The sequence below is a fragment of the Acidovorax sp. T1 genome, assembly GCF_002176815.1.
Classification (GTDB): Bacteria; Pseudomonadota; Gammaproteobacteria; order Burkholderiales; family Burkholderiaceae_C; genus Acidovorax.
In genome coordinates, this window is record NZ_CP021648.1 from 589160 (window position 1) to 607462 (window position 18303).

Genomic DNA, 18303 nt, shown 5'->3' on the forward strand with positions numbered 1-18303 from the left:
TCAGCGCCGCGACGACACCACAATCCCGCCCACGATCAGCGCAAACGCCACGGCGTGGTAGCCGCTGGGTGTCTCGCCCAGAAACGCGGCCGACAACAAGGCTGCAAACAGCGGCGTCAGGTTGGTAAAGAACCCGGCCACTGCCGGCCCGGCCCGCTGCACGCCAATGCCCCAGCAGCGGTAGGCCGCCAGCGCCGGGCCGATGGCGATGAACAGCAGCGCCGCCGCCAGCGGCCAGCCCCATGCGATGTGCGTGTGCCCCGTGGCCCACTCGGCGCTGGCAAAGGCGCCCGACCAGGCCAGGCCAAACACCATCTGCCCGGTCAGGAAGGCCGCCCAGTCGCCGCGCAGGCTGGCGGGCTCGGTGGTGCGCACCAGCAGCCAGCTGTAGAACGACCACGCAATGGTGGCCAGCAGCATGAACAAGTCGCCCACCACCAGGCGCAACGCCAGCAGCTGGCTCCACTCACCGCGGCTGAGCACGGTGAGCACGCCCGCCATCGACAGGGTCGCGCCCGCCAGCTGCTGGCGGGTGACGGCCACGCCAAAAAACAGCGCGCCCACCGCCAGCATCCACACCGGCATGCTGGAGCCCACCAGCGTCACGTTGATCGGTGTGGAGGTCTGCAGCGCCAGGTATTGCAGCGCGTTGTACAGGCCCACGCCCAGCAGCCCCAGCAGGGCAAAGCGCCGCCAGTGCGGCCACAGCGGGCTGCTTGGGCGCAGCACACGGTGCGTGAGCGGCAGCAGCAGCGCCAGGGCCAGCACCCAGCGCAAAAAGTTCAGGGTGATGGGCGGCACCAGGTCGTGCACCATGCGGCCCACCACGGCATTGCCGGCCCACAGCAGCGGCGCCGTCACCAGCAGCGCCGCGGTGCCGGGCGTCAGTCGTTGTGTCATGCCGCCACTGTAACGGCGCTGCGGCGGGCAAGGCTTGCAGATTCATGGCAGGATGGCGCCCACTTTTCAAACCCATTACAGGAGACCGTTTTCATGAGCCTTGCCGTCCAGATCCGCCAGCATGGCGGCCCCGAAGAACTCCACCTGGTTGACGTGGCCGTGGGGGAGCCCGGTCCGGGCGAAATCCGCATCCGCCACCATGCCATCGGCCTGAACTTCATCGACGTGTACCACCGCACGGGCCTGTACCCTTTGAGCATGCCCGCCACCATCGGCATGGAGGCCGCCGGCGTGGTCGAAGCCGTGGGCGAGGGCGTCACCCACCTGAAGGTGGGCGACCGCGCCGCCTATGCCAGCCAGCCCCCCGGCGCCTATTGCGAAGTGCGCGTGATGCCCGCCCAATGCGTGTGCCAGCTGCCCGACGCCATCAGCTTCGAGACCGGCGCGGCCATGATGCTCAAGGGCCTGACGGCGCAATACCTGCTGAAAAAGACGCTGCCCGTGCAAGGCCTGCAGGCTGGTGACTTTGTGCTGTTCCATGCCGCCGCCGGTGGCGTGGGCCTGATCGCCTGCCAGTGGGCCCGCGCCCTGGGCCTGCAGCTGATTGCCACCGCCGGCACCGATGCCAAGTGCCAGCTGGCGCTGGCCAATGGCGCGGCCCACGCCATCAATTACGCCACCGAAGACTTTGCCGCGCGCGTGAAAGAGATCACGGGTGGCAAGGGCGTGAAGGTGGTGTACGACTCGGTGGGCAAGGACACCTGGGACAAGTCGCTAGCGTGCCTGCGGCCGTTTGGCCTGATGGCCAGCTTTGGCAATGCCTCCGGCCCGGTGCCGCCGTTCGCGCCGGGCTCGCTGGGCGCCAAGGGCTCGCTCTACGTCACGCGCCAGACGCTGTTCACCCACATCGCCACGCGCGAAGGCACGCAGGCCATGGCCGACGACCTGTTCGCCGTGGTGGCCAGTGGCCAGGTCAAGATCCACATCGACCAGCGCTACCCGCTGGCCCAAGTGCAGCAGGCGCACCGTGACCTGGAAGCGCGCAAGACCACCGGCTCCACCATCCTCACGCTGTGACGCGGGCCGCCGCAGCATCTGCCACCGACTGGCTGGCCGCAGCCCGTGCGGCCGCCCGCCAGCCGCCCGTGCAAGCGCGCCAGCCGCTGTGGGTGGCGGGGCAGGCCGTGGGTTCGGTGGCGGCTGGGGTTTTGAGTCCAATCGACCTCTGGCGCTTATCTGATAAGCGCTACCAGCTACTGAATCAGGAGCAATCGGGCGGACCGGTGTGGCACCTCGATGTGCCGCCCGACGCGGTCACACCCGCGCTGAACCTGCTGGCGCAGGCCCTGCGCGCCCAGGGCCAGTGCGGCCCCTGGCGCGACGAGCAACTGGCGGTGTGCAACGCCCAGGGCGAGCGGTTGGGCACCATCGAGCGCGGCGCCGTGCGCGTGCTGGGCATCGCCACGCGGGCCGTGCACCTGGTGGGCCGGGCGCCCGATGGCCGCATGTGGGTGCAGCAGCGCTCCCGTACCAAGCCCAACAACCCGGGCATGTGGGACACGCTGATGGGCGGCATGGTCTCGGCCGCCGACACCCTGACGCAGGCGCTGGCGCGCGAAACCTGGGAGGAGGCGGGCTTGCGCTTGCCGCAGTTGCACGGCCCTGAACACGGCGGGCAGGTGGATTTCAGCCGCCCCAGCCGCGAGGGCGGCGGCGTGGGTTACATGGTTGAGCGCATCGACTGGTTTCGCTGCACCGTGCCCGGCGGGCTGGAACCCCGCAACCAGGATGGCGAGGTGGAGCGCTTCGAGCTGTGGAGCCTGGCGCAGGTGCAAGAACGCATGGCCGCGGGCGACTTCACGCTGGAGGCCGCGCTGGTGCTGGGCGCTTGCTTGGGTCTTTGAGAAGCCGTCTGCGGCAGGGCATCCTACTGCGCGGATCCGCCTTTCAGGCGTGCGTCACCCAGTCGGCATGCTCGCGCCCGTTCAGGTGCGGCAGGGTGTTGAAGGTCTGCAGCATCAGCCGCTTGGGCGACACGCTGAACTCCGTCACGGCGCTGTTGCGGATGCGCATGTTCAGCGCAATGGTCACCTCGGGCGCCGTGCCCAGCACCTCGCCCACCGCCGCCGCAATGGGGCCGCCGCTGCTCACCAGCAGCACGTTGTGCCCCGCGTGCTGGTGGCGCACATGGTCGAGTGCGGCGCGCACGCCGCCCGCAAACGCATCCCAGCTGGGCATGCCCTGCGGGCTGATCACGCCCGCCATCCATTGCGCCAGCGCGTCGCACAGCAGGCGGAAGTGCTGGCGGTAACGTTCGGGCGTATCGGGTTTGGGCAGTGGCTGGGGGTGGATGGCGCGGATGAGCGCCAGGCTGTCGTATTCGTTGAGGCCGGGCATCTGCAGCGGCTCGGGGGTGATCTGCAGGCCTTCGGCAATGCCTTCGAGCGTTTGCGTGTGGCGCCGCAGGGTGCCGGTGAGGATGGCGTCAAACGCCTGGCCCTGTGCGCGCCAGTGCTCGCCCAGGCGCACCGCCTGCTGGCGCCCGCGCGGGCTGAGTTGGTCGTAATCGTCCGCACCAAACGAGGCCTGGCCATGGCGCACAAGGTAAAGGGTTCCCATGGCGCGATTGTGGCTTGCACAGGGCCTGCGCCCTTGTCGCTGGTGCGACTTGTGCTATCAAATAGTGAGCAAATTGACGCCGTGCGCTGGTGTGGCGGCCACCATCCCGTGGGTGGCTGAAATTTCATTCAATAAAACTTGATCGCCGTGTTTTGACTATGGGATGGTGTGGCTCTAAATTGCGTGAACTGTCTTGATGGTTTCACCGAAAGAAACTCCATGTCCACTTCAACCCGCCCCAAGGCGGTCATCACCCATGAACGAGGTGCCACCTCGTCGGTGGAGCGTGCCTTGCGCGTGCTGCGCGTCATGTCCGAAGGCGGCAGCCTGCGCCTGACCGACATTGCGTCGGCGGCAGACCTGGACAAAGCCACGGCGCTGCGGTTGCTCGACGTGATGGCACGCGAGGGTTTTGTGAAGCGCGATGCGCAAAGCAAGCAGTTCACGCTGGGGCCCGAGCTCACGGTGCTGGGCGCTGCGGCGCTGCGGCGCTTTGACCCGCGCCCTCTGGCACGGCCCAGCCTGATGCGCCTGGCGGGCGTGTTCCAGGACACCGTGGTGCTCTCGATTCGCAGCGGTGTGGAGTCACTGTGCATTGACGTGGAGGAGGGCACCTACCCCATCCGCGCCAACTACCTCACCGTGGGCAGCCGCCGGCCACTGGGCGTGGGTGCGGGCAGTCTGGCGTTGCTTGCCGCGATGCCCGATGACGAGCGCGAGGCGGCGCTGGAGACGCTGTTGGGCCAGCTCGATCGCTACCCGCGCATCACCCCCGCGCTCCTGCGCGAACGCATCGACCAGGCGCGTGAGCGCGGTTTTGTTGTGCTGCTCGATGTGGTGGTCGAGCGCATGGGCGGCATTGGCGTTGCCATCCTCGACCCCGAGGGCCGCCCCGTGGCGGCACTGAGTATTGCAGCGCTGAACGAGCGCATCCTCACGCGCGAGCCGGCGCTGGCGCAGGCGCTGCTGCACGAGGCCACGGTCTGCCAGGTGCGCTGGGCCGAAGCCACGCGCGCCGACCGCCGACCTGCATCCCCCATCAAGGAGACATGTAAATGACGACAGCTTTGCGGTCCGCCTACCTGCGCGGCGCAGGCGGCACGCCTTTCGGGCGCCACGAGGGGCGCAGCGCGCTCGATCTGATGGACGCGGCCGCTGCGCAGGCCATCGAGAGCAGTGGCCTGCGGCGCCATCAGATCGACGGCGTGCTGTGCGGCTACGCCACCACGCTGCCGCACCTGATGCTGTCCACGCTGCTCTGCGAACGCCTGGCGCTGCGGCCTCACTATGCACACGGGTTGCAGTTGGGCGGCGCCTCGGGCGCCGCGATGCTGATGGCGGCGCGCGAGCTGGTGCGTTCGGGCCGCTGCCGCAATGTGCTGGTGGTGGGGGGCGAAAACCGCCTGACGGGCCAGTCACGCGACAGCTCCATCCAGACCCTGGCACAGGTGGGGGATGCCGATTACGAGGTGCCCAACGGCGCGTCGGTGCCCGCGTATTACGCGCTGATGGCCTCGCAGTACATGCACCGCACGGGTGTCACGTCGCAGGATCTGGCCGAATTTGCCGTGCTCATGCGCGCCAACGCGGCCCACCACCCGGACGCGCACCTGCGCACGCCCATCACGCTGCAGGAGGTGCTGGCCGCCAAGCCGATTGCCCGGCCGCTGTCGCTGCTGGACTGTTGCCCGATCTCGGACGGGGCCATGGCGCTCGTCGTGTCGGCAGAGCCTGCAGCGCAGGGCGCGGTCGCCATGGTGGGCGTCGGCCAGGCACACCGCCACCAGCACCTCACGGCGATGGACGATGTGATGCAGTGCGGCGCTGCCGAGGCGGCGCAACGCGCCTTTGACGAGGCCGGACTGGGCCTGGACGACGTGGACTACCTGGGCATCTACGACTCGTTCACCATCACTCTGGCCATGCTGCTCGAAGAGATTGGCTTCGCCCCCCGCGGCGGGGCCGCCCAACGCGCCCGTGCGGGCGACTTTGCACCCACCGGTGTGTTGCCCCTCAACACGCACGGCGGCCTGCTGTCGTTTGGCCACTGCGGTGTGGCCGGCGGCCTGGCGCACGCGGTGGAAACCTGGCGTCAGATGACCGGCCAGGCCGGCGCACGCCAGATCGCGCCGCCGCGCACGGCCTTCATCCATGCCGACGGGGGCGTGATGTCGTCCCATGTCAGCCTGATCCTTTCGCGCGAGGACTGAGCCATGAGTGCCCCCGAAACCACCGCCGCGCGGCCCCTGGCCGCCCCTTTCACCGAAGGCCTGCGCGAGGGCCTGCTGCGCTACCAGCAATGCGCCCACTGCGGCGGCGCGCAGACGCTGGCACGGTATGCCTGCCAACACTGCGGCGAGCGCGGTGGATTGCACTGGCGCGACGCTGCGGGCGCGGCCACGGTGTGCGCCGTCACCGAGGTGGCGCGCGCTCCGTCCGACGAATTCCGTGCGTTGGTACCGTACACGCTGGTGATCGTGCAGCTCGACGAAGGGCCGCGCCTCATGGCACATGCCGTGCCAGGCGTGCGCATTGGCGACCGCGTGCATGCGGGCTTCTTCGAGCACCAGGGGCGCACGCTGGTGCGTTTTGCACCAGTGCCCTAGAACTTTTTGATTTCGCGTTCTTGGATCGGCATTCGTAATAAACCAATACAGGAGACATATCGAGAGCCCCGACATCCGCCAGCGCTTTGACGCCCAGGGGTTTGCCGCGGCCTGGAGCGCGCCGGTGGTCTATGGCGCCTTCCTGCAGGCCGAGGTTGACAAGTGGGCCAAGGTGGTGAAGACCTCCGGCGCCAAGATCGACTGAGCCAGCACGCCTTCATCCACCTCGTTCATTCCATCCACCTTCATTCTCTGGCGCGTTGCCCGCGCCGGTTCTCACCATGACTGATCTTCTTACTTCTGCGCTGCAGCCGCGCTCGGTTGCCATCATTGGCGCCTCGGACAATATCCACAAGATCGGCGGGCGGCCTATCTATTACATGCAGCGCCATGGTTTTCAAGGCGCCATCTATCCGGTCAATCCGGCGCGCGAGGAGATCCAGGGCTACAAGAGCTATGCCTCGCTGTCGGCCCTGCCGGAAGTTCCGGATCTGGCGCTGGTGGTGGTGGGGGGTGACAAGACCGTGGCGGCCGTGGAGGAGTGCGCGGTACGCGGCGTGAAGTCGGCCGTCATCATCGCTTCGGGTTTTGGCGAAACGGGCCCGGAGGGAATGGAGCTGCAGCGCCACATGGTGGCCCAGGCGCGCGCTGCAGGCATGCGGCTGTATGGCCCCAATACGCAGGGGCTGGCCAACTTTGGCACCGGCGCCATCGCGGGCTTTTCCACCATGTTCATCGAAGTGCCGCCCATGGACGGCCCCATCGGCATCGTGAGCCAGAGCGGCGGCATGAGCGCCATGACCTACGGCCTGCTGCGCGGGCGTGGCCTGGGCGTGCGGCACGTACACGCCACGGGCAATGAGGCCGACGTGACTGCGGGCGAGCTGGCGCTGGCGGTGGCGCACGACCCTGAAGTGCGTTTGCTGCTGCTGTACCTGGAAAGCATCGCCAACCCCGAGATGCTGGCCGCCGCGGCCGCCCATGCGCGCGAACGCGACCTGCCCATCATTGCCATCAAGGCGGGGCGTTCGGCGCTGGGGCAGAAGGCCGCGTCCTCGCACACGGGCTCGCTGGCGAACGAGGACCGCACGGTGGATGCGTTCTTTCGCCACCACGGCATCTGGCGCGTGCGCGACCCGCATGAGCAGGCGCGCGCGGCGCAGGCCTACCTCAAGGGCTGGCGCCCCGAGGGCAGGCGCCTGGTGATCATCAGCAACTCGGGCGCCAGCTGTGTGATGGGCGCCGATGCGGCAGAAGACGAAGGTCTGCCCCTGGCGGAGCTGTCGCAGCAAACGCAGGCCGCTGTGGCATCCCAGTTGCCGGGTTTTGCCACGGCCAGCAATCCCATCGATGTCACCGCGGCGCTGCTGAGCGACAGTGGCCTGTTCGGCAAGGTGCTGCCGGAGGTGGCGCAAGACCCGGCGGCCGATCTTTTCTTTATCAATATTCCGGTGGCCGGCGCGGGCTACGACGTGCAGGCCTTTGCGCGCGATGCCGCAGCGTTCGAGGCCACCACGGGCAAGCCCGTGGCCGTGGCTGCCTGGCAGGAGAGCGTGGCCGAGCCGTTTCGCGCGCAGGGAATTCCCACTTTCCCCAACGAGGGCGAGGCACTGGGTGTGCTGGCACAGGTCGCGAACCATACGGCGTTGATGCGTCGGCAACGCGTGGCATGGCCCGCGCTGCCCGAGGTGGCCCTTCCGACGGGCGCGCAGGGCTTCCTCAACGAGGCCGACAGCCTGGCGCTGCTGGCGCGCCATGGCGTGCCTACCGTCCCGATGTACCTGTGCCGCTCGGCGCAGGAGGCGCGGGTGGCGTTCGACGCCGTCGGTGCGCCCGCTGTGGTCAAGGCCTGTTCTGCCGAGGTGCCGCACAAGACCGAACATGGTCTGGTGGCGCTGGGCGTGGCCACATCCGAGCAGACGGGTGCGCTGTACGAACGCTTTGACGCGAAGATGACGGAGATGGGCGTGGCGCGCGACGGCGTGATCGTGGCCGCCACCCGCAAGGGCCGCCACGAATTCATGGTGGGCGCGCGCATCGACCCGGTCTTTGGCCCGGTGGTCGTGGTGGGCGATGGCGGCAAGAACGTTGAGGCGCTCAAGGATTGCGCCGTGCTGTTGCCGCCCTTCAGCCAGGAAGAGGTGGTTCGCGCCCTGGGCACCCTGCGCATCGCTCCGCTGCTGGGGGGCGTGCGTGGCGATCCGCCACTGGACGTGCAGGCGCTGGCCGATATTGCGGTGGCCGTAGGGAAGGTGATTGCCGGGGCCGGCGGTGCCATCGCCTCCGTCGACCTCAACCCGGTGATGGTGGGCGCCGCCGGTGACGGCGCCATCGTGGTGGACGCGCTGGTGGAATGCGCTGTCCCCACGCCGGCCGGCCGCGCGCAGCCCGCTTGAGGCCACAGCTCGTGGCATTTTGCTATTGAATAAGTAGCTGCATGCGCTTACAGGATAAGCGCTAGAGGCCAAAATGCCTTGAAGTATTGGGTGGGAGCCAGGGGCCGCTCAATCCGGCGCGCCACCGGGTGCGAGCGCACCCATGTTGCGCAGGATTTCCGCGCGCACGTTGCGCACATGGTTCACGCCTGCCGCATCCGCAGCCTCTTCATCGGCGTCCGTCACGGCGCGGCCCATGGCCACATAGTCCCGCAGGCGCAGCTTTTGCAGCGCGGCGAAGCGGTGCTGGGCATAGACGATGGGCATCTGGATCGAAGGGAACAGCCGCCGGAGTTCCAGGCTGCCGCTGGCTTCGAGCAGGGCGCGGTAGAAGTTGCGCCGGGCGCGGCCGAAGGCATCGCCGTCGCCCTCGTCTTCGGCGGCGCGCAGTTGGTCGAGCGCCGCGCCGATGGGCTGCGATGCTTTTCCCGCCTGGATGCCGCGTGCGGCAGAGCGCGCCAGCAGCCCGGTCATGCGTTCGGCCACGTCGAGCACGTCCAGGGTCTGCTGCGCCGACAGGGATTTGATGGCCACCCCGCGGTGGCGAAAGGTGTCCACGATGCCGTCCGCCGCAAGCCGTTGCAGCGCCTCGCGCACCGAGTTGCGGCCGACACCGAACTGCTGGGCCAGGTCCACCTCGACCAGCCGCTGGCCCGGCGCGAAACGCTGTGCTTCCAGGCCGTTGACCACGCCATAGAACACCACATCGGAGGCGCTGCGGGCATCGCCGGCATTGGCCGCAGAAAGAGCGTTCTCGGGGTGTTCGGAAGGGTTCATCGCGGAAATTATAGGGAGGCTCTGAAGTTGCCAACCAAATATTGGACAATATCGTCCTAATATATCGTCCTACAATAAATCGAAAAATCAGACGTTTTCACGACCCACCCCACCCGAAGGAGAAGCTCCATGGACTTCGATTTGCCACCTGAGATCAAGGAACTGCGGGACAAGACGCGGCAGTTCATTGCCGAACAGATCATCCCGCTCGAAAACGACGAACGCCAGTCCTCCCACGGCCCCAGCGAGGCGCTGCGCCGCGAGCTGGTGGCGCGCGCCCGCGCCGCCGGCCTGCTCACGCCCCACGCTTCGAAGGAAATGGGTGGCCTGGGCCTGAGCCATGTGGCCAAGGCCGCAGTGTTCGAGGAAGCGGGCTATTCGTGGCTGGGCCCCACGGCACTCAACATTCACGCACCCGACGAAGGCAACATCCACCTGATGGAAGAAGTGGCCACGCCGGCGCAGAAAGAGCGCTGGCTGCGCCCCCAGGTGGCCGGTCACATCCGCTCGTGTTTTGCCATGACCGAGCCCTCGCCCGGCGCGGGTGCCGACCCCTCCATGCTGGCCACCACGGCGGTGCGTGATGGCGATGACTACCTCATCAATGGACTCAAATGGTTCATCACCGGTGCCGAGGGCGCCGACTATGCCATCGTGATGGCGCGCATGGAAGACGGCTCGGCCACCATGTTCCTCACCGACATGGACCGCCCCGGCATCACGCTCGAGCGCAGCATGGATGCCATGGACAGCTGCTTTACCGGCGGGCATGGCGTGCTGCGTTTTGACAACCTGCGCATACCCGCCGCTGACGTGCTGGGCGAGATCGGCAAGGGCTTTCGCTACGCACAGGTGCGCCTGGCGCCAGCGCGCCTGACGCACTGCATGCGCTGGCTGGGCCAGGCACGCCGCGCCCATGATGCGGCCCTTGCCTACACGCGCCGCCGGCAAGCCTTTGGCAAACCGCTGGCCGAGCACGAAGGCGTGGGCTTCATGCTGGCAGACAACGACATGGACCTGCACACCGCACGCCTGCATATCTGGCACACCGCATGGCTGCTGGACCGGGGTGAGAAATGCAACTTTGAATCGAGCCGCGCCAAGGTGGTGTGCTCGGAGGCCGAGTGGCGCGTGGTCGACCGCAGCGTGCAGATGCTCGGTGGTTCGGGCGTCACGTCCGAGTCTCCGGTGATGCGCATCTTTACGGACATGCGGGCCTTTCGCATCTATGACGGCCCCAGCGAAGTACATCGCTGGAGCATGGCGCGCAAGCTGGTGCACCTGGCAGAGAAGGCCGAGGCAGGGGAGCAGGCATGAGCGCGGCCATCGATCGTTTTCGCCTGGATGGCCGCGTGGTGCTGGTCACGGGCGCGTCCAGCGGGCTGGGCACGCACTTCGCCCGCTTGCTCGCACAAGCCGGCGCGCGCGTGGCCGTGGCGGCACGCCGAGCGGACAAGCTGCAGTCGGTGGTGGACAGCATCACCCAGGACGGCGGCCAGGCGCGGGCCGTGTCGATCGATGTCTCCGACGCGGCCAGCGTGCGCGCCTGCTTTGATGCGCTGGCCAGCTTGGGTGCCCCTGACGTCGTGGTGAACAACGCCGGGGTCACCGTCACGCGGCCGCTGCTCGAGCAGACCGAAGAAGATTTTGACCATGTGCTGGACACCAACCTCAAGGGTTGCTGGCTGGTGGCCACCGAGGCCGCGCGGCGCATGGTGGCGGCCGGACGCGGCGGCAGCATCGTCAACGTGGCGTCCATCCTGGGCGAGCGCGTGGCCGGTGGCGTGGCGCCGTATGCCATCTCCAAGGCCGGCGTGGTGCAGGCCACCAAGGCCATGGCGCTGGAACTGGCGCGCCACCGCATCCGCGTGAACGCGCTGCTGCCGGGCTATGTGGTGACCGACCTGAACCGCGAGTTCCTGACCAGCGACGCGGGCGACAAGCTGCGCAACCGCATCCCGAGCCGGCGCTTTGGCGAGTTGAACGACCTGGACGGTCCGCTGCTGCTATTGGCATCGGACGCTGGCGCCGCGATGTCGGGCGCCACGGTGGCCGTGGACGGCGCACACCTGGTGAGTTCGCTATGAGCGCCGGCGCCGCAACACTGCCCCTGGGGCCGCTCGCCGACTACCTGCGCGCGCAGGGCCTCGCGGGCAACGAAGCGATCCAGGCAGCCCCGCTGTCGGGGGGGCAGTCGAACCCCACCTTTCGTGTCACGGCCGGTGAACACGCCTACGTGGTGCGCAAGAAGCCGGCCGGTGTTCTGGCACCGTCGGCGCATGCCATTGACCGCGAATACCGCGTCATGCGGGCGTTACAGGAAACCGATGTGCCGGTGCCGCGCATGCGGGCCTACTGTGAGGACGCGTCCATCGTCGGCACACCGTTCTACGTGATGGATTTCCTGCCGGGCCGCGTGTTCATGGACCCGGCCCTGCCGGACAGCACCCCCGCAGAGCGCGGCGCACTCTACCGCGAGATGGGGCGCGTGATGGCCGCGCTGCACAGCGTGGACCATGTGGCCGTGGGCCTGGCGGACTACGGCCGCACGGGGCGATATGTTGAACGCCAGATCGACCGCTGGTCGCGCCAATGCCGTGCGCTGACGGTGCCGCTGGACCCGGCCATGCACCGGCTGATGGACTGGCTGCCCGCACAGGTGCCCGCTGCGGACGAAACCACGCTGGTGCACGGCGACTACCGCATCGACAACCTGGTGTTCCACCCCACCGAGCCGCGCGTGATCGGCGTGCTCGACTGGGAGCTGTCCACATTGGGCGACCCGCTGGCCGACCTGGCCTACCACTGCATGGCCTGGAACGTGCCGCCCGCCCTGTGGCGCGGCATCGGCGGGCTGGACCTGCCCGCGCTGGGCATTCCTACCGAGGCGCAGTACCTGGCCGACTACCGTGCAGCCACGGGGCGCGATGCGCAGGGCCACTGGTCGTTCTACATGGCCTACAACCTGTTTCGCATGGCGGCCATCCTCTACGGCATTGCACAGCGCGCAGCCGATGGAAGTGCGGCGTCGGCCGATGCCGAGGAAACCGGGCGCAAGGCCGGCCCGCTGGCACTGCTGGGCTGGGAGTGGGCGCAGCGCCACACAGCGCGGTAGCGCAGGGGCCCGCAGCCCGCGCGCATTCAGCGTGCGCGGGCCTCGTCGGCACTGGGCAGCAGCCGGTGCCGCTGCAACTGGCCGAACCACTTGCGGAACATGTCCTCGGTGTCCATGCAGGCCGCAAAACCTGCCTGGCGGATCTTCACCGAGCTCATGATCACGGGCGGCAGGGGCCCGGTCTTGCCATGGTTCATCTGGAAGTCGGCGTAGGTGGCGCCCTGGCCGATGAAGGCCGCCAGCGCGCGCGGGGCGGCCAGCTGGTATTTGTTGACGATTCGCTCCCACGCTTTTTGCTGGCCCGGCAGGGTGGTGCCCAGGGATTGCGGCTCGGGGTCGCCCACGGGCATGCCCAGCACCTCGGCGATGGTGGGCCAGACGTTCTGCCAGACGAACACGTCGCCGTTCTCCAGGTTGAAGGTTTCGTTGCGTGCGTTGGGCGCGTCTGCAGCCCAGGCGCAGGCCTGGGCGATCAGGTCGGCGTCGATGGCCTGGTTCACGCGCGCGGGGCCGCCGGGGTAGGCCAGGGGCAAGCCCTGCTCGTGGCGCAGCCAGGCATAGACGCCGATGGCCGGGATCGGGTTCATGTGGCTGCCCAGGGCGTCGCCAAAGACGATGCGCGGGCGCATGATGGTGAAGTGCCACGCCGCCTTGGCCTGGCGTTCGCGCAGGAAGTCTTCCTGCAGCCAGTAGAAGTTTTCGTGTGCGTCGCGCGGCCAGCGCTCGCGCGCTGGCACCGCGATTTCGGGGTGAATGTGCACGCCGTAGGCCTTGCCGCCTTGCATGATGGTGACGTGGCGCAGCGCGCCGCCGGGGCGGTCCAGCGGCTCAACCACGTTGCGCAGCATTTGCAGGTTGGTGCGCATCTGGTCCTGATCGCGCCAGCCGCCGACCAGCCCGCCGGGCTGCTCGTACACCGCGGCATAGACCACATGGGTGATGTCGTCGCGGCCAGCCAGTGCCGCCGCGCAGGCGTTGCTGTCCTGCAGATCCAGCTGCAGGGCCTCAGCCCCGGGCGGCGGGGTGATGGGGCGGCGGGCCACGCCGATGGCGCGCCAGCCGGGCAGGCTGGCGAAGTGGCGCAGGCAGGCCTGGCCCACCACACCGGTGGCGCCCACGATGAGGGCGGTCTTCTCGGGTGTCGTCATGGCGAAGGCGCCCTCACTTCTTGTTGACCAAGGGGCACTTGGACTGCGCCAGCGGCAGGAAGGCCTTGTCGCCCGGCACCGTGGCCAAGAGCTTGTAGTAGTCCCAGGGGTACTTGGATTCGGCCTGCGACTTGACCTCGAACAGATACATGTCGTGCACCATGCGGCCGTCCTCGCGGATGCGGCCGTTCTTTGCGAAGAAGTCGTTGATCGGCGTGGCCTTCATCTTGGCCATGACCTGGGCCGTGTCGTCGGTCTTGGCGGCCTGCACGGCCTTGAGGTAGTGCATGGTGGACGAGTAGGCGCCTGCCTGGCTCATGTTGGGCATCTTCTTCATCTTCTCGAAGTAGCGCTTGGACCAGGCGCGCGTCTCGTCGTTCATGTCCCAGTAAAAGCCTTCGGTGAGCATCAAACCGCCTGCGGTGCGCAGGCCGATGGCGTGGATGTCGTTGATGTACATGAGCAGGCCGGCCAGGGTTTGCTTGTTTTTTCCCTGCGTCAGGCCGAACTCACGCGCAGCCTTGATGGTGTTGACCGTGTCGCCACCCGCGTTGGCCAGACCGACGACCTGGGCCTTGCTGTTTTGTGCGCTGATCAGGAAGGAGGCGAAGTCCGTCGCGGCGATGGGGTGCTTGGCGGCTCCCAGCACCTTGCCGCCCTGGGCCGTGACCACGGCGCTGGCTTGCTCCTGCAGGCTGTGGCCGAAGGCGTAGTCGGCGGTGATGAAAAACCAGTCCTTGCCGCCGCGCTGGGTGATGGCGCTGGCCGTCACGTTGGCCAGGGCATAGGTGTCGTACACGTAGTGCACGGTGCTGGGCATGCACAGGTCGCCCGTGAGGCGGTCCAGCCCGGGGCCGTTGAAGACGACGACCTTTTGCTTTTGCTTGGCCACTTCCAGCACTGCCAGTGCGGGCGCGGAGACGGCCACGTCCATGATGGCGTCCACCTTGCCGGTGTCGAACCATTCGCGTGCCTTGCTGGAGGCGATGTCGGCCTTGTTCTGGTGGTCGGCCACGATGAGCTCGATCTTCTTGCCCAGCACCTGGCCGCCAAAGTCGTCGATGGCCATCTGGATGGCCGCCGCGCTGCCTGGGCCGGTGATGTCGGCGAATGGGCCGCTGAGGTCCGTGAGGATGCCCAGGCGCACGGTGTCGTCGGAAATCTTTGCGTCCTGCGCTGTGACCGCGGTGGTCGCGGCCAGCAGGGCCAGGCTGGTGCACAGCGCGCGGCATGCGCGTGGCAGGGGGCTGCGGGGGGTGTGGCGGTTCATGCTTGTCTCCTTGGGTGTGTGGCTAGCGGGAATCAAATGGTGGCGATGGGCGTGACGGGCGAGCCCACGGCGCCGGGCAGGCGCAGCGGCGGCGCGGTGAGGAAGAACCGCGTGCGCCCCAGCGCGTGCAGTGCCTCGGCGAGTTCGTCCAGATACCACAGCTCGCCCAGCGGCAGCCCGAGCTTGAACAGGCAGTGCTCGTGCAGCGGCACCACGGCATAGGGCGAACCGTCCTGCGGCACGCGGGTGGGCGGGTGGCGCTCCACGGCATAGTTGTCGGCCACCAGGGCCGCGATGCCGCTGTCAGTGATCCATTGCAGCAAGCGCTGGTCGCTGCCGTCCAGCGCCGCGCAGCTGTGGTGCAGGCGCTCGGCGTCGGGCTGCCCCTGCATGGACAGCACCACGCCGGCAAAGCCGGTGCGCAGCAGCAGCATGTCTCCCGGCTCCACCGTGGCGCCGCACTGCGCCATGGCGTGCATGAGCTGTTCGTAGCCGATGTCCTGGAAATCCGTGCCGTACACGCGGGCCAGGTCCACCAGCACGCCGCGGCCCTGCATGCCTTTCCTGGCCAGGTTTTCCACGCCCAGGGCACGCGCCACGCTGGCGTCGGCGGGCCGACCCGCGCAGCACACGGGGCGGTAGGGGCCGGGCGCGCCCTGCGCGTCGCGCTGCGGCAGGCCATGGTCAACGGGCCCCAGCACATGTTCGTGGCCCCGGTAGCCGTTGTAATAGGTGGTGCGCAGCTGGCCGTCGCCCTCGGAGTCGAACAGCGAACCCACATGGGCCAGCGAGTCCCACTGGGTGGAGTACTGCAGCGAGAGCAGCACCTGGTCATCGCTGATCACATCGGTGGCGCCCGCGTACACGTGGCCCAGCGGGAAGTTGAGGTAGGGCCGGTCGCCATTGCGCGTGGGCGAAAGGCGCGGCGGATGACGCCGCGCGTTGAGTGCATTGCCGCCTGGCAGGTCCAGCGGCAGCGAGAGGCAAAAACTGCGCCCCTCGCGCACCTCTTGCGCGCCCTTGCGCACCTGTTCGGGGCCAATCAGGTTGGCGCGCCCGAGTTGGTCGTCGGGCCCGAAGTCGCCCCAGTTCGAGCCTGGTGGGCGTTGTTTCCATCGCATGCTGTTGTCTCCCGCCGCTGTGGATCGCGGATGTGGAGACTATGGTGTTGGGCGCAGGCGGCCCATGTCAAACCCCGTGGTGAATATTTCGAGGAATGAAATCAAATATCGGGTAAACCCTTCCGTCTGACGCGGCGTTTCGCGCAAATCAGTGTGCGGATCAGGTGGCGTTGCCAGAGATGGTTTCGTTGAGCAAAACTACCGACCGGGGTGTTTCAGGCTGCTGCGGGCGTCTGCGCGAATACGGGTGCATCCACATTGCCGCCGGTGAGCGCCACGCTCGCTGGTGCTTTGCATGGGCAGGCCCCAGCGGTATTGCGGCGTGGGCGGGAAGTCGCGGCACACCACTGGCGCGGCGGCTTCGATGTTGGCCAGGGTGGGAAGGAAGAGATATGGTGCCAATTCCTGTTTTGATAGCTGCTAACGCTTACTGGGTAAGCGCTACAGGCTGTTTTGAAGGGCGGTGGTGCATGGCGGGGCCGCGAAAGGGAAGGAATCAGGACAGCGGCTGGTCCAGCACGCCGCGTGCGCCGGGGCGCTCGCGCAGGGCCTGGAACCAGCGCTCCAGGTGAGGCCGGGCGGTGCGCTCCTGGGGCAGGCCCCACCAGCGGTGGATTTCGCAGGCGACCGGAATGTCGGCCATGGTGAAGTGCTCGCCCGCCATGAAGGGCTGGCGCGCCAGATGGGCGTCGAGCAGCGCCAGTAGCGCTTCGGTGGCGGCCACCGAGTGGCGGATGAGCGCCTCGTTGCGCTGCGCGGCCGGTGTGCGGATCCACTGAATGAAGGCGTCGCGCCCGGCCGGGTTGAGTGCGGTCTGCTGCCAGTCCATCCACTGCTCGGCCACAAACCGGGCGGGCAGCGCGTCGGGATAGAGCTGGCCGGGTGCATAGCGGGCGCACAGGTAGCGCACGATGGTGTTCGACTCCCACAGCACCACGCCGCCTTCGTCCTCGATCAGGGGCACCAGGCCGTTGGGGTTGAGGTGCAGGTAATGCGCATCACGCACGATGCCGAACTGACCGCCCGCATCGGTGCGCTGCAAGGGCAGCGCCAGTTCCTGCGCCGTCCACACCACCTTGCGCACGTTGATGGACGAGAGCCGTCCCCACAGCCGCAGCATGCTCAGCCCCTGGCCTGGTGCGCGCGGATGGCCGCAGCCAGCGCTGCAATGGAGGTGCGGATCTCGTCACTGGTGGCCGTGACATACGACAGGCGCAGCGTGCGCGTGTCGGGGTGTTCGGCATAAAACGGCGCGCCGGGCACGAAGGCCACGTTGCGGTCCACGGCCTCGGGCAAGAGGGCCTGCGCGTTCACGCCCTCGGGCAGCCGCACCCACAGGAACATGCCGCCCGCCGGGCGCGTCCACTTCACATCGAGGCCAGCCATCTCGTGCTCGAGCGCGGCCAGCATGGTGTCGCGCTGCTGCTTGTACAGCGCACGGATCGTGGGCACATGGCGGTCGAGGAAACCGTCCTTGATCACCTCGGCCACCACGCGCTGGTTGAAGCCGGGCGTGTGCAGGTCGGCCGCCTGCTTGGCCTGCAGCAGCTTGGGATAGATGGCCTGGGGCGCCACGATGTAACCGATGCGCAGGCCCGGGGCCAGCACCTTGGAGAACGAGCCCATGTAGATGCAGCCGTCGGGGTTGCGCGCCGTCAGGGGCGCGGGTGGGGCTTCGCCAAACCACAGGTCGCCATAGGGGTTGTCTTCGATCAGCGGAATGTTCAGCTCGGCCGCCTTGGCCACCAGCGCAGCGCGGCGCGCCTCGGTCATGGTGCGGCCCGTGGGGTTCTGGAAGTTGGGCAGCACATAGGCCAGGCGGGCCTTGTCGGCGCCGCTGCCGGCCTGGGCGGCAAAGTCGTCCACCAGAATGCCGTCGTCGTCGCTGGCCACGCTCACGGCCATCGGTTCTTGCGGCGCAAAGGCCTGCAGCGCGCCCAGGTAGGTGGGCGTTTCCACCAGCATGCGGCTGTTTTTGTCGAGAAACACCTTGCCGATCAGGTCCAGCGCCTGCTGCGAGCCGGTGGTGATCAGCACCTGGTCCGGGTCCACGGCCCAGGGCAGCATGTCGGCCACGGCCTGGCGCAGCGGGGCGTAGCCCTCGCTGGTGGCATATTGCAGGGCGGCGGCGCCGTCGCGCGCCATCACGGTGTTGCAGGCGGCGGTGAATTCTTCGAGGGGGAACGCCTTGGGCGAGGGCAGGCCGCCGGCCAGGCTGATGATGCCGGGCTTGTCGGTCAGTTTGAGGATCTCGCGGATCGCGGAAGGGTTCATCTTGGCGGCGCGTGCGGCCAGGGTCCAGTTCGTCATGC

The 18303-nt window shown here is 68.0% G+C and carries 17 protein-coding genes; 9 read left to right on the forward strand and 8 right to left on the reverse strand.

The genetic code is table 11. The annotated features are described in order from the left end of the window. Positions 1–900, reverse strand: coding sequence for a DMT family transporter (locus tag CCX87_RS02800; protein WP_087743543.1), 900 nt, complete (start codon positions 898–900; stop codon positions 1–3). A gap of 93 nt (positions 901–993) precedes the next feature. Between CCX87_RS02800 and CCX87_RS02805 the strand changes: the two genes are divergently transcribed. Together CCX87_RS02805 and CCX87_RS02810 are read left to right on the forward strand one after the other, a co-directional pair. Further along, positions 994–1977: a quinone oxidoreductase family protein gene (locus CCX87_RS02805; protein WP_087743545.1), complete on the forward strand. Its 984-nt coding sequence runs from the start codon at positions 994–996 to the stop codon at positions 1975–1977. Beyond that, complete coding sequence (locus CCX87_RS02810; protein WP_087743547.1) at positions 1974–2804, forward strand: NUDIX hydrolase; 831 nt, start codon at positions 1974–1976, stop codon at positions 2802–2804. Before CCX87_RS02805 ends, CCX87_RS02810 begins: the two co-directional genes overlap by 4 nt. 43 nt (positions 2805–2847) lie before the next feature. Here CCX87_RS02810 and CCX87_RS02815 read toward each other — a convergent pair whose 3' ends face one another. Next, positions 2848–3519: a histidine phosphatase family protein gene (locus CCX87_RS02815; protein WP_087743549.1), complete on the reverse strand. Its 672-nt coding sequence runs from the start codon at positions 3517–3519 to the stop codon at positions 2848–2850. 219 nt (positions 3520–3738) lie between these two features. Here CCX87_RS02815 and CCX87_RS02820 point away from each other — a divergent pair, with 219 nt between their 5' ends. The 4 genes from CCX87_RS02820 (at position 3739) to CCX87_RS02835 (ending at position 8521) form a co-directional block, all read left to right on the forward strand. Further along, positions 3739–4578 (forward strand): IclR family transcriptional regulator, encoded by an 840-nt coding sequence (locus tag CCX87_RS02820; protein WP_087743551.1) that lies wholly within the window; start codon positions 3739–3741, stop codon positions 4576–4578. After that, complete coding sequence (locus tag CCX87_RS02825) at positions 4575–5729, forward strand: thiolase family protein (protein WP_087743554.1); 1155 nt, start codon at positions 4575–4577, stop codon at positions 5727–5729. The genes CCX87_RS02820 and CCX87_RS02825 overlap by 4 nt, the downstream gene beginning before the upstream one ends. Positions 5730–5732: 3 nt before the next feature. After that, positions 5733–6125 (forward strand): Zn-ribbon domain-containing OB-fold protein, encoded by a 393-nt coding sequence (locus CCX87_RS02830; protein WP_087743556.1) that lies wholly within the window; start codon positions 5733–5735, stop codon positions 6123–6125. 281 nt (positions 6126–6406) lie between these two features. After that, the gene (locus tag CCX87_RS02835) at positions 6407–8521 is read left to right on the forward strand and encodes an acetate--CoA ligase family protein (protein WP_087743558.1); all 2115 of its coding nucleotides are present in this window, start codon (positions 6407–6409) and stop codon (positions 8519–8521) included. A gap of 108 nt (positions 8522–8629) precedes the next feature. On the opposite strand, the gene CCX87_RS02840 is transcribed toward CCX87_RS02835, so the two are convergent. After that, a complete protein-coding gene (locus CCX87_RS02840) occupies positions 8630–9337 on the reverse strand; it encodes a GntR family transcriptional regulator (protein WP_087743561.1) in 708 nt (235 codons plus the stop codon). Positions 9338–9466: 129 nt separating this feature from the next. On the opposite strand from CCX87_RS02840, the gene CCX87_RS02845 reads away from it, so the two are divergent. The 3 genes from CCX87_RS02845 to CCX87_RS02855 are packed head-to-tail and all read left to right on the forward strand — an operon-like array spanning position 9467 to position 12452. Beyond that, on the forward strand, positions 9467–10654 hold the full coding sequence (locus CCX87_RS02845) for an acyl-CoA dehydrogenase family protein (protein ID WP_087743563.1): 1188 nt from the start codon (positions 9467–9469) through the stop codon (positions 10652–10654). Next, complete coding sequence (locus tag CCX87_RS02850) at positions 10651–11424, forward strand: SDR family NAD(P)-dependent oxidoreductase (RefSeq protein ID WP_087743565.1); 774 nt, start codon at positions 10651–10653, stop codon at positions 11422–11424. The genes CCX87_RS02845 and CCX87_RS02850 overlap by 4 nt, the downstream gene beginning before the upstream one ends. Then, positions 11421–12452, forward strand: a complete 1032-nt coding sequence (locus tag CCX87_RS02855) for a phosphotransferase family protein (protein WP_087743567.1) — start codon at positions 11421–11423, stop codon at positions 12450–12452. The genes CCX87_RS02850 and CCX87_RS02855 overlap by 4 nt, the downstream gene beginning before the upstream one ends. A 26-nt stretch (positions 12453–12478) precedes the next feature. Here the strand turns inward: CCX87_RS02855 and CCX87_RS02860 are convergent, their stop codons facing one another. The 5 genes from CCX87_RS02860 to CCX87_RS02880 all read right to left on the reverse strand — a co-directional run bounded on the left by CCX87_RS02860 (position 12479) and on the right by CCX87_RS02880 (position 18301). Next, positions 12479–13600, reverse strand: a complete 1122-nt coding sequence (locus CCX87_RS02860; protein WP_087743569.1) for an SDR family oxidoreductase — start codon at positions 13598–13600, stop codon at positions 12479–12481. Positions 13601–13613: 13 nt separating this feature from the next. Then, positions 13614–14870 carry an ABC transporter substrate-binding protein gene (locus CCX87_RS02865; protein ID WP_087743571.1) on the reverse strand — a complete coding sequence of 419 codons (1257 nt, stop codon included), beginning with the start codon at positions 14868–14870 and terminating at the stop codon, positions 13614–13616. A 32-nt stretch (positions 14871–14902) separates the two neighbouring features. Next, complete coding sequence (locus tag CCX87_RS02870) at positions 14903–15991, reverse strand: cyclase family protein (RefSeq protein WP_087743573.1); 1089 nt, start codon at positions 15989–15991, stop codon at positions 14903–14905. Positions 15992–16487: 496 nt separating this feature from the next. Beyond that, entirely contained in the window at positions 16488–17111 is a 624-nt protein-coding gene (locus tag CCX87_RS02875; RefSeq protein WP_087743575.1) for a glutathione S-transferase family protein, read from the reverse strand. 2 nt (positions 17112–17113) lie between these two features. After that, entirely contained in the window at positions 17114–18301 is a 1188-nt protein-coding gene (locus tag CCX87_RS02880; protein WP_087743577.1) for an aminotransferase-like domain-containing protein, read from the reverse strand. Between the last annotated feature and the right edge of the window lie 2 nt (positions 18302–18303).

What these genes read in the sequence shown, in the direction of transcription:
- CCX87_RS02800 (WP_087743543.1), bottom strand. Translation starts at nt 900, where the DNA reads ATGACACAACGACTGACGCCCGGCACCGCGGCGCTGCTGGTGACGGCG.
- CCX87_RS02805 (WP_087743545.1), top strand. Translation starts at nt 994, where the DNA reads ATGAGCCTTGCCGTCCAGATCCGCCAGCATGGCGGCCCCGAAGAACTC.
- CCX87_RS02815 (WP_087743549.1), bottom strand. Translation starts at nt 3,519, where the DNA reads ATGGGAACCCTTTACCTTGTGCGCCATGGCCAGGCCTCGTTTGGTGCG.
- CCX87_RS02820 (WP_087743551.1), top strand. Translation starts at nt 3,739, where the DNA reads ATGTCCACTTCAACCCGCCCCAAGGCGGTCATCACCCATGAACGAGGT.
- CCX87_RS02825 (WP_087743554.1), top strand. Translation starts at nt 4,575, where the DNA reads ATGACGACAGCTTTGCGGTCCGCCTACCTGCGCGGCGCAGGCGGCACG.
- CCX87_RS02830 (WP_087743556.1), top strand. Translation starts at nt 5,733, where the DNA reads ATGAGTGCCCCCGAAACCACCGCCGCGCGGCCCCTGGCCGCCCCTTTC.
- CCX87_RS02835 (WP_087743558.1), top strand. Translation starts at nt 6,407, where the DNA reads ATGACTGATCTTCTTACTTCTGCGCTGCAGCCGCGCTCGGTTGCCATC.
- CCX87_RS02840 (WP_087743561.1), bottom strand. Translation starts at nt 9,337, where the DNA reads ATGAACCCTTCCGAACACCCCGAGAACGCTCTTTCTGCGGCCAATGCC.
- CCX87_RS02845 (WP_087743563.1), top strand. Translation starts at nt 9,467, where the DNA reads ATGGACTTCGATTTGCCACCTGAGATCAAGGAACTGCGGGACAAGACG.
- CCX87_RS02850 (WP_087743565.1), top strand. Translation starts at nt 10,651, where the DNA reads ATGAGCGCGGCCATCGATCGTTTTCGCCTGGATGGCCGCGTGGTGCTG.
- CCX87_RS02855 (WP_087743567.1), top strand. Translation starts at nt 11,421, where the DNA reads ATGAGCGCCGGCGCCGCAACACTGCCCCTGGGGCCGCTCGCCGACTAC.
- CCX87_RS02860 (WP_087743569.1), bottom strand. Translation starts at nt 13,600, where the DNA reads ATGACGACACCCGAGAAGACCGCCCTCATCGTGGGCGCCACCGGTGTG.
- CCX87_RS02865 (WP_087743571.1), bottom strand. Translation starts at nt 14,870, where the DNA reads ATGAACCGCCACACCCCCCGCAGCCCCCTGCCACGCGCATGCCGCGCG.
- CCX87_RS02870 (WP_087743573.1), bottom strand. Translation starts at nt 15,991, where the DNA reads ATGCGATGGAAACAACGCCCACCAGGCTCGAACTGGGGCGACTTCGGG.
- CCX87_RS02875 (WP_087743575.1), bottom strand. Translation starts at nt 17,111, where the DNA reads ATGCTGCGGCTGTGGGGACGGCTCTCGTCCATCAACGTGCGCAAGGTG.
- CCX87_RS02880 (WP_087743577.1), bottom strand. Translation starts at nt 18,301, where the DNA reads ATGACGAACTGGACCCTGGCCGCACGCGCCGCCAAGATGAACCCTTCC.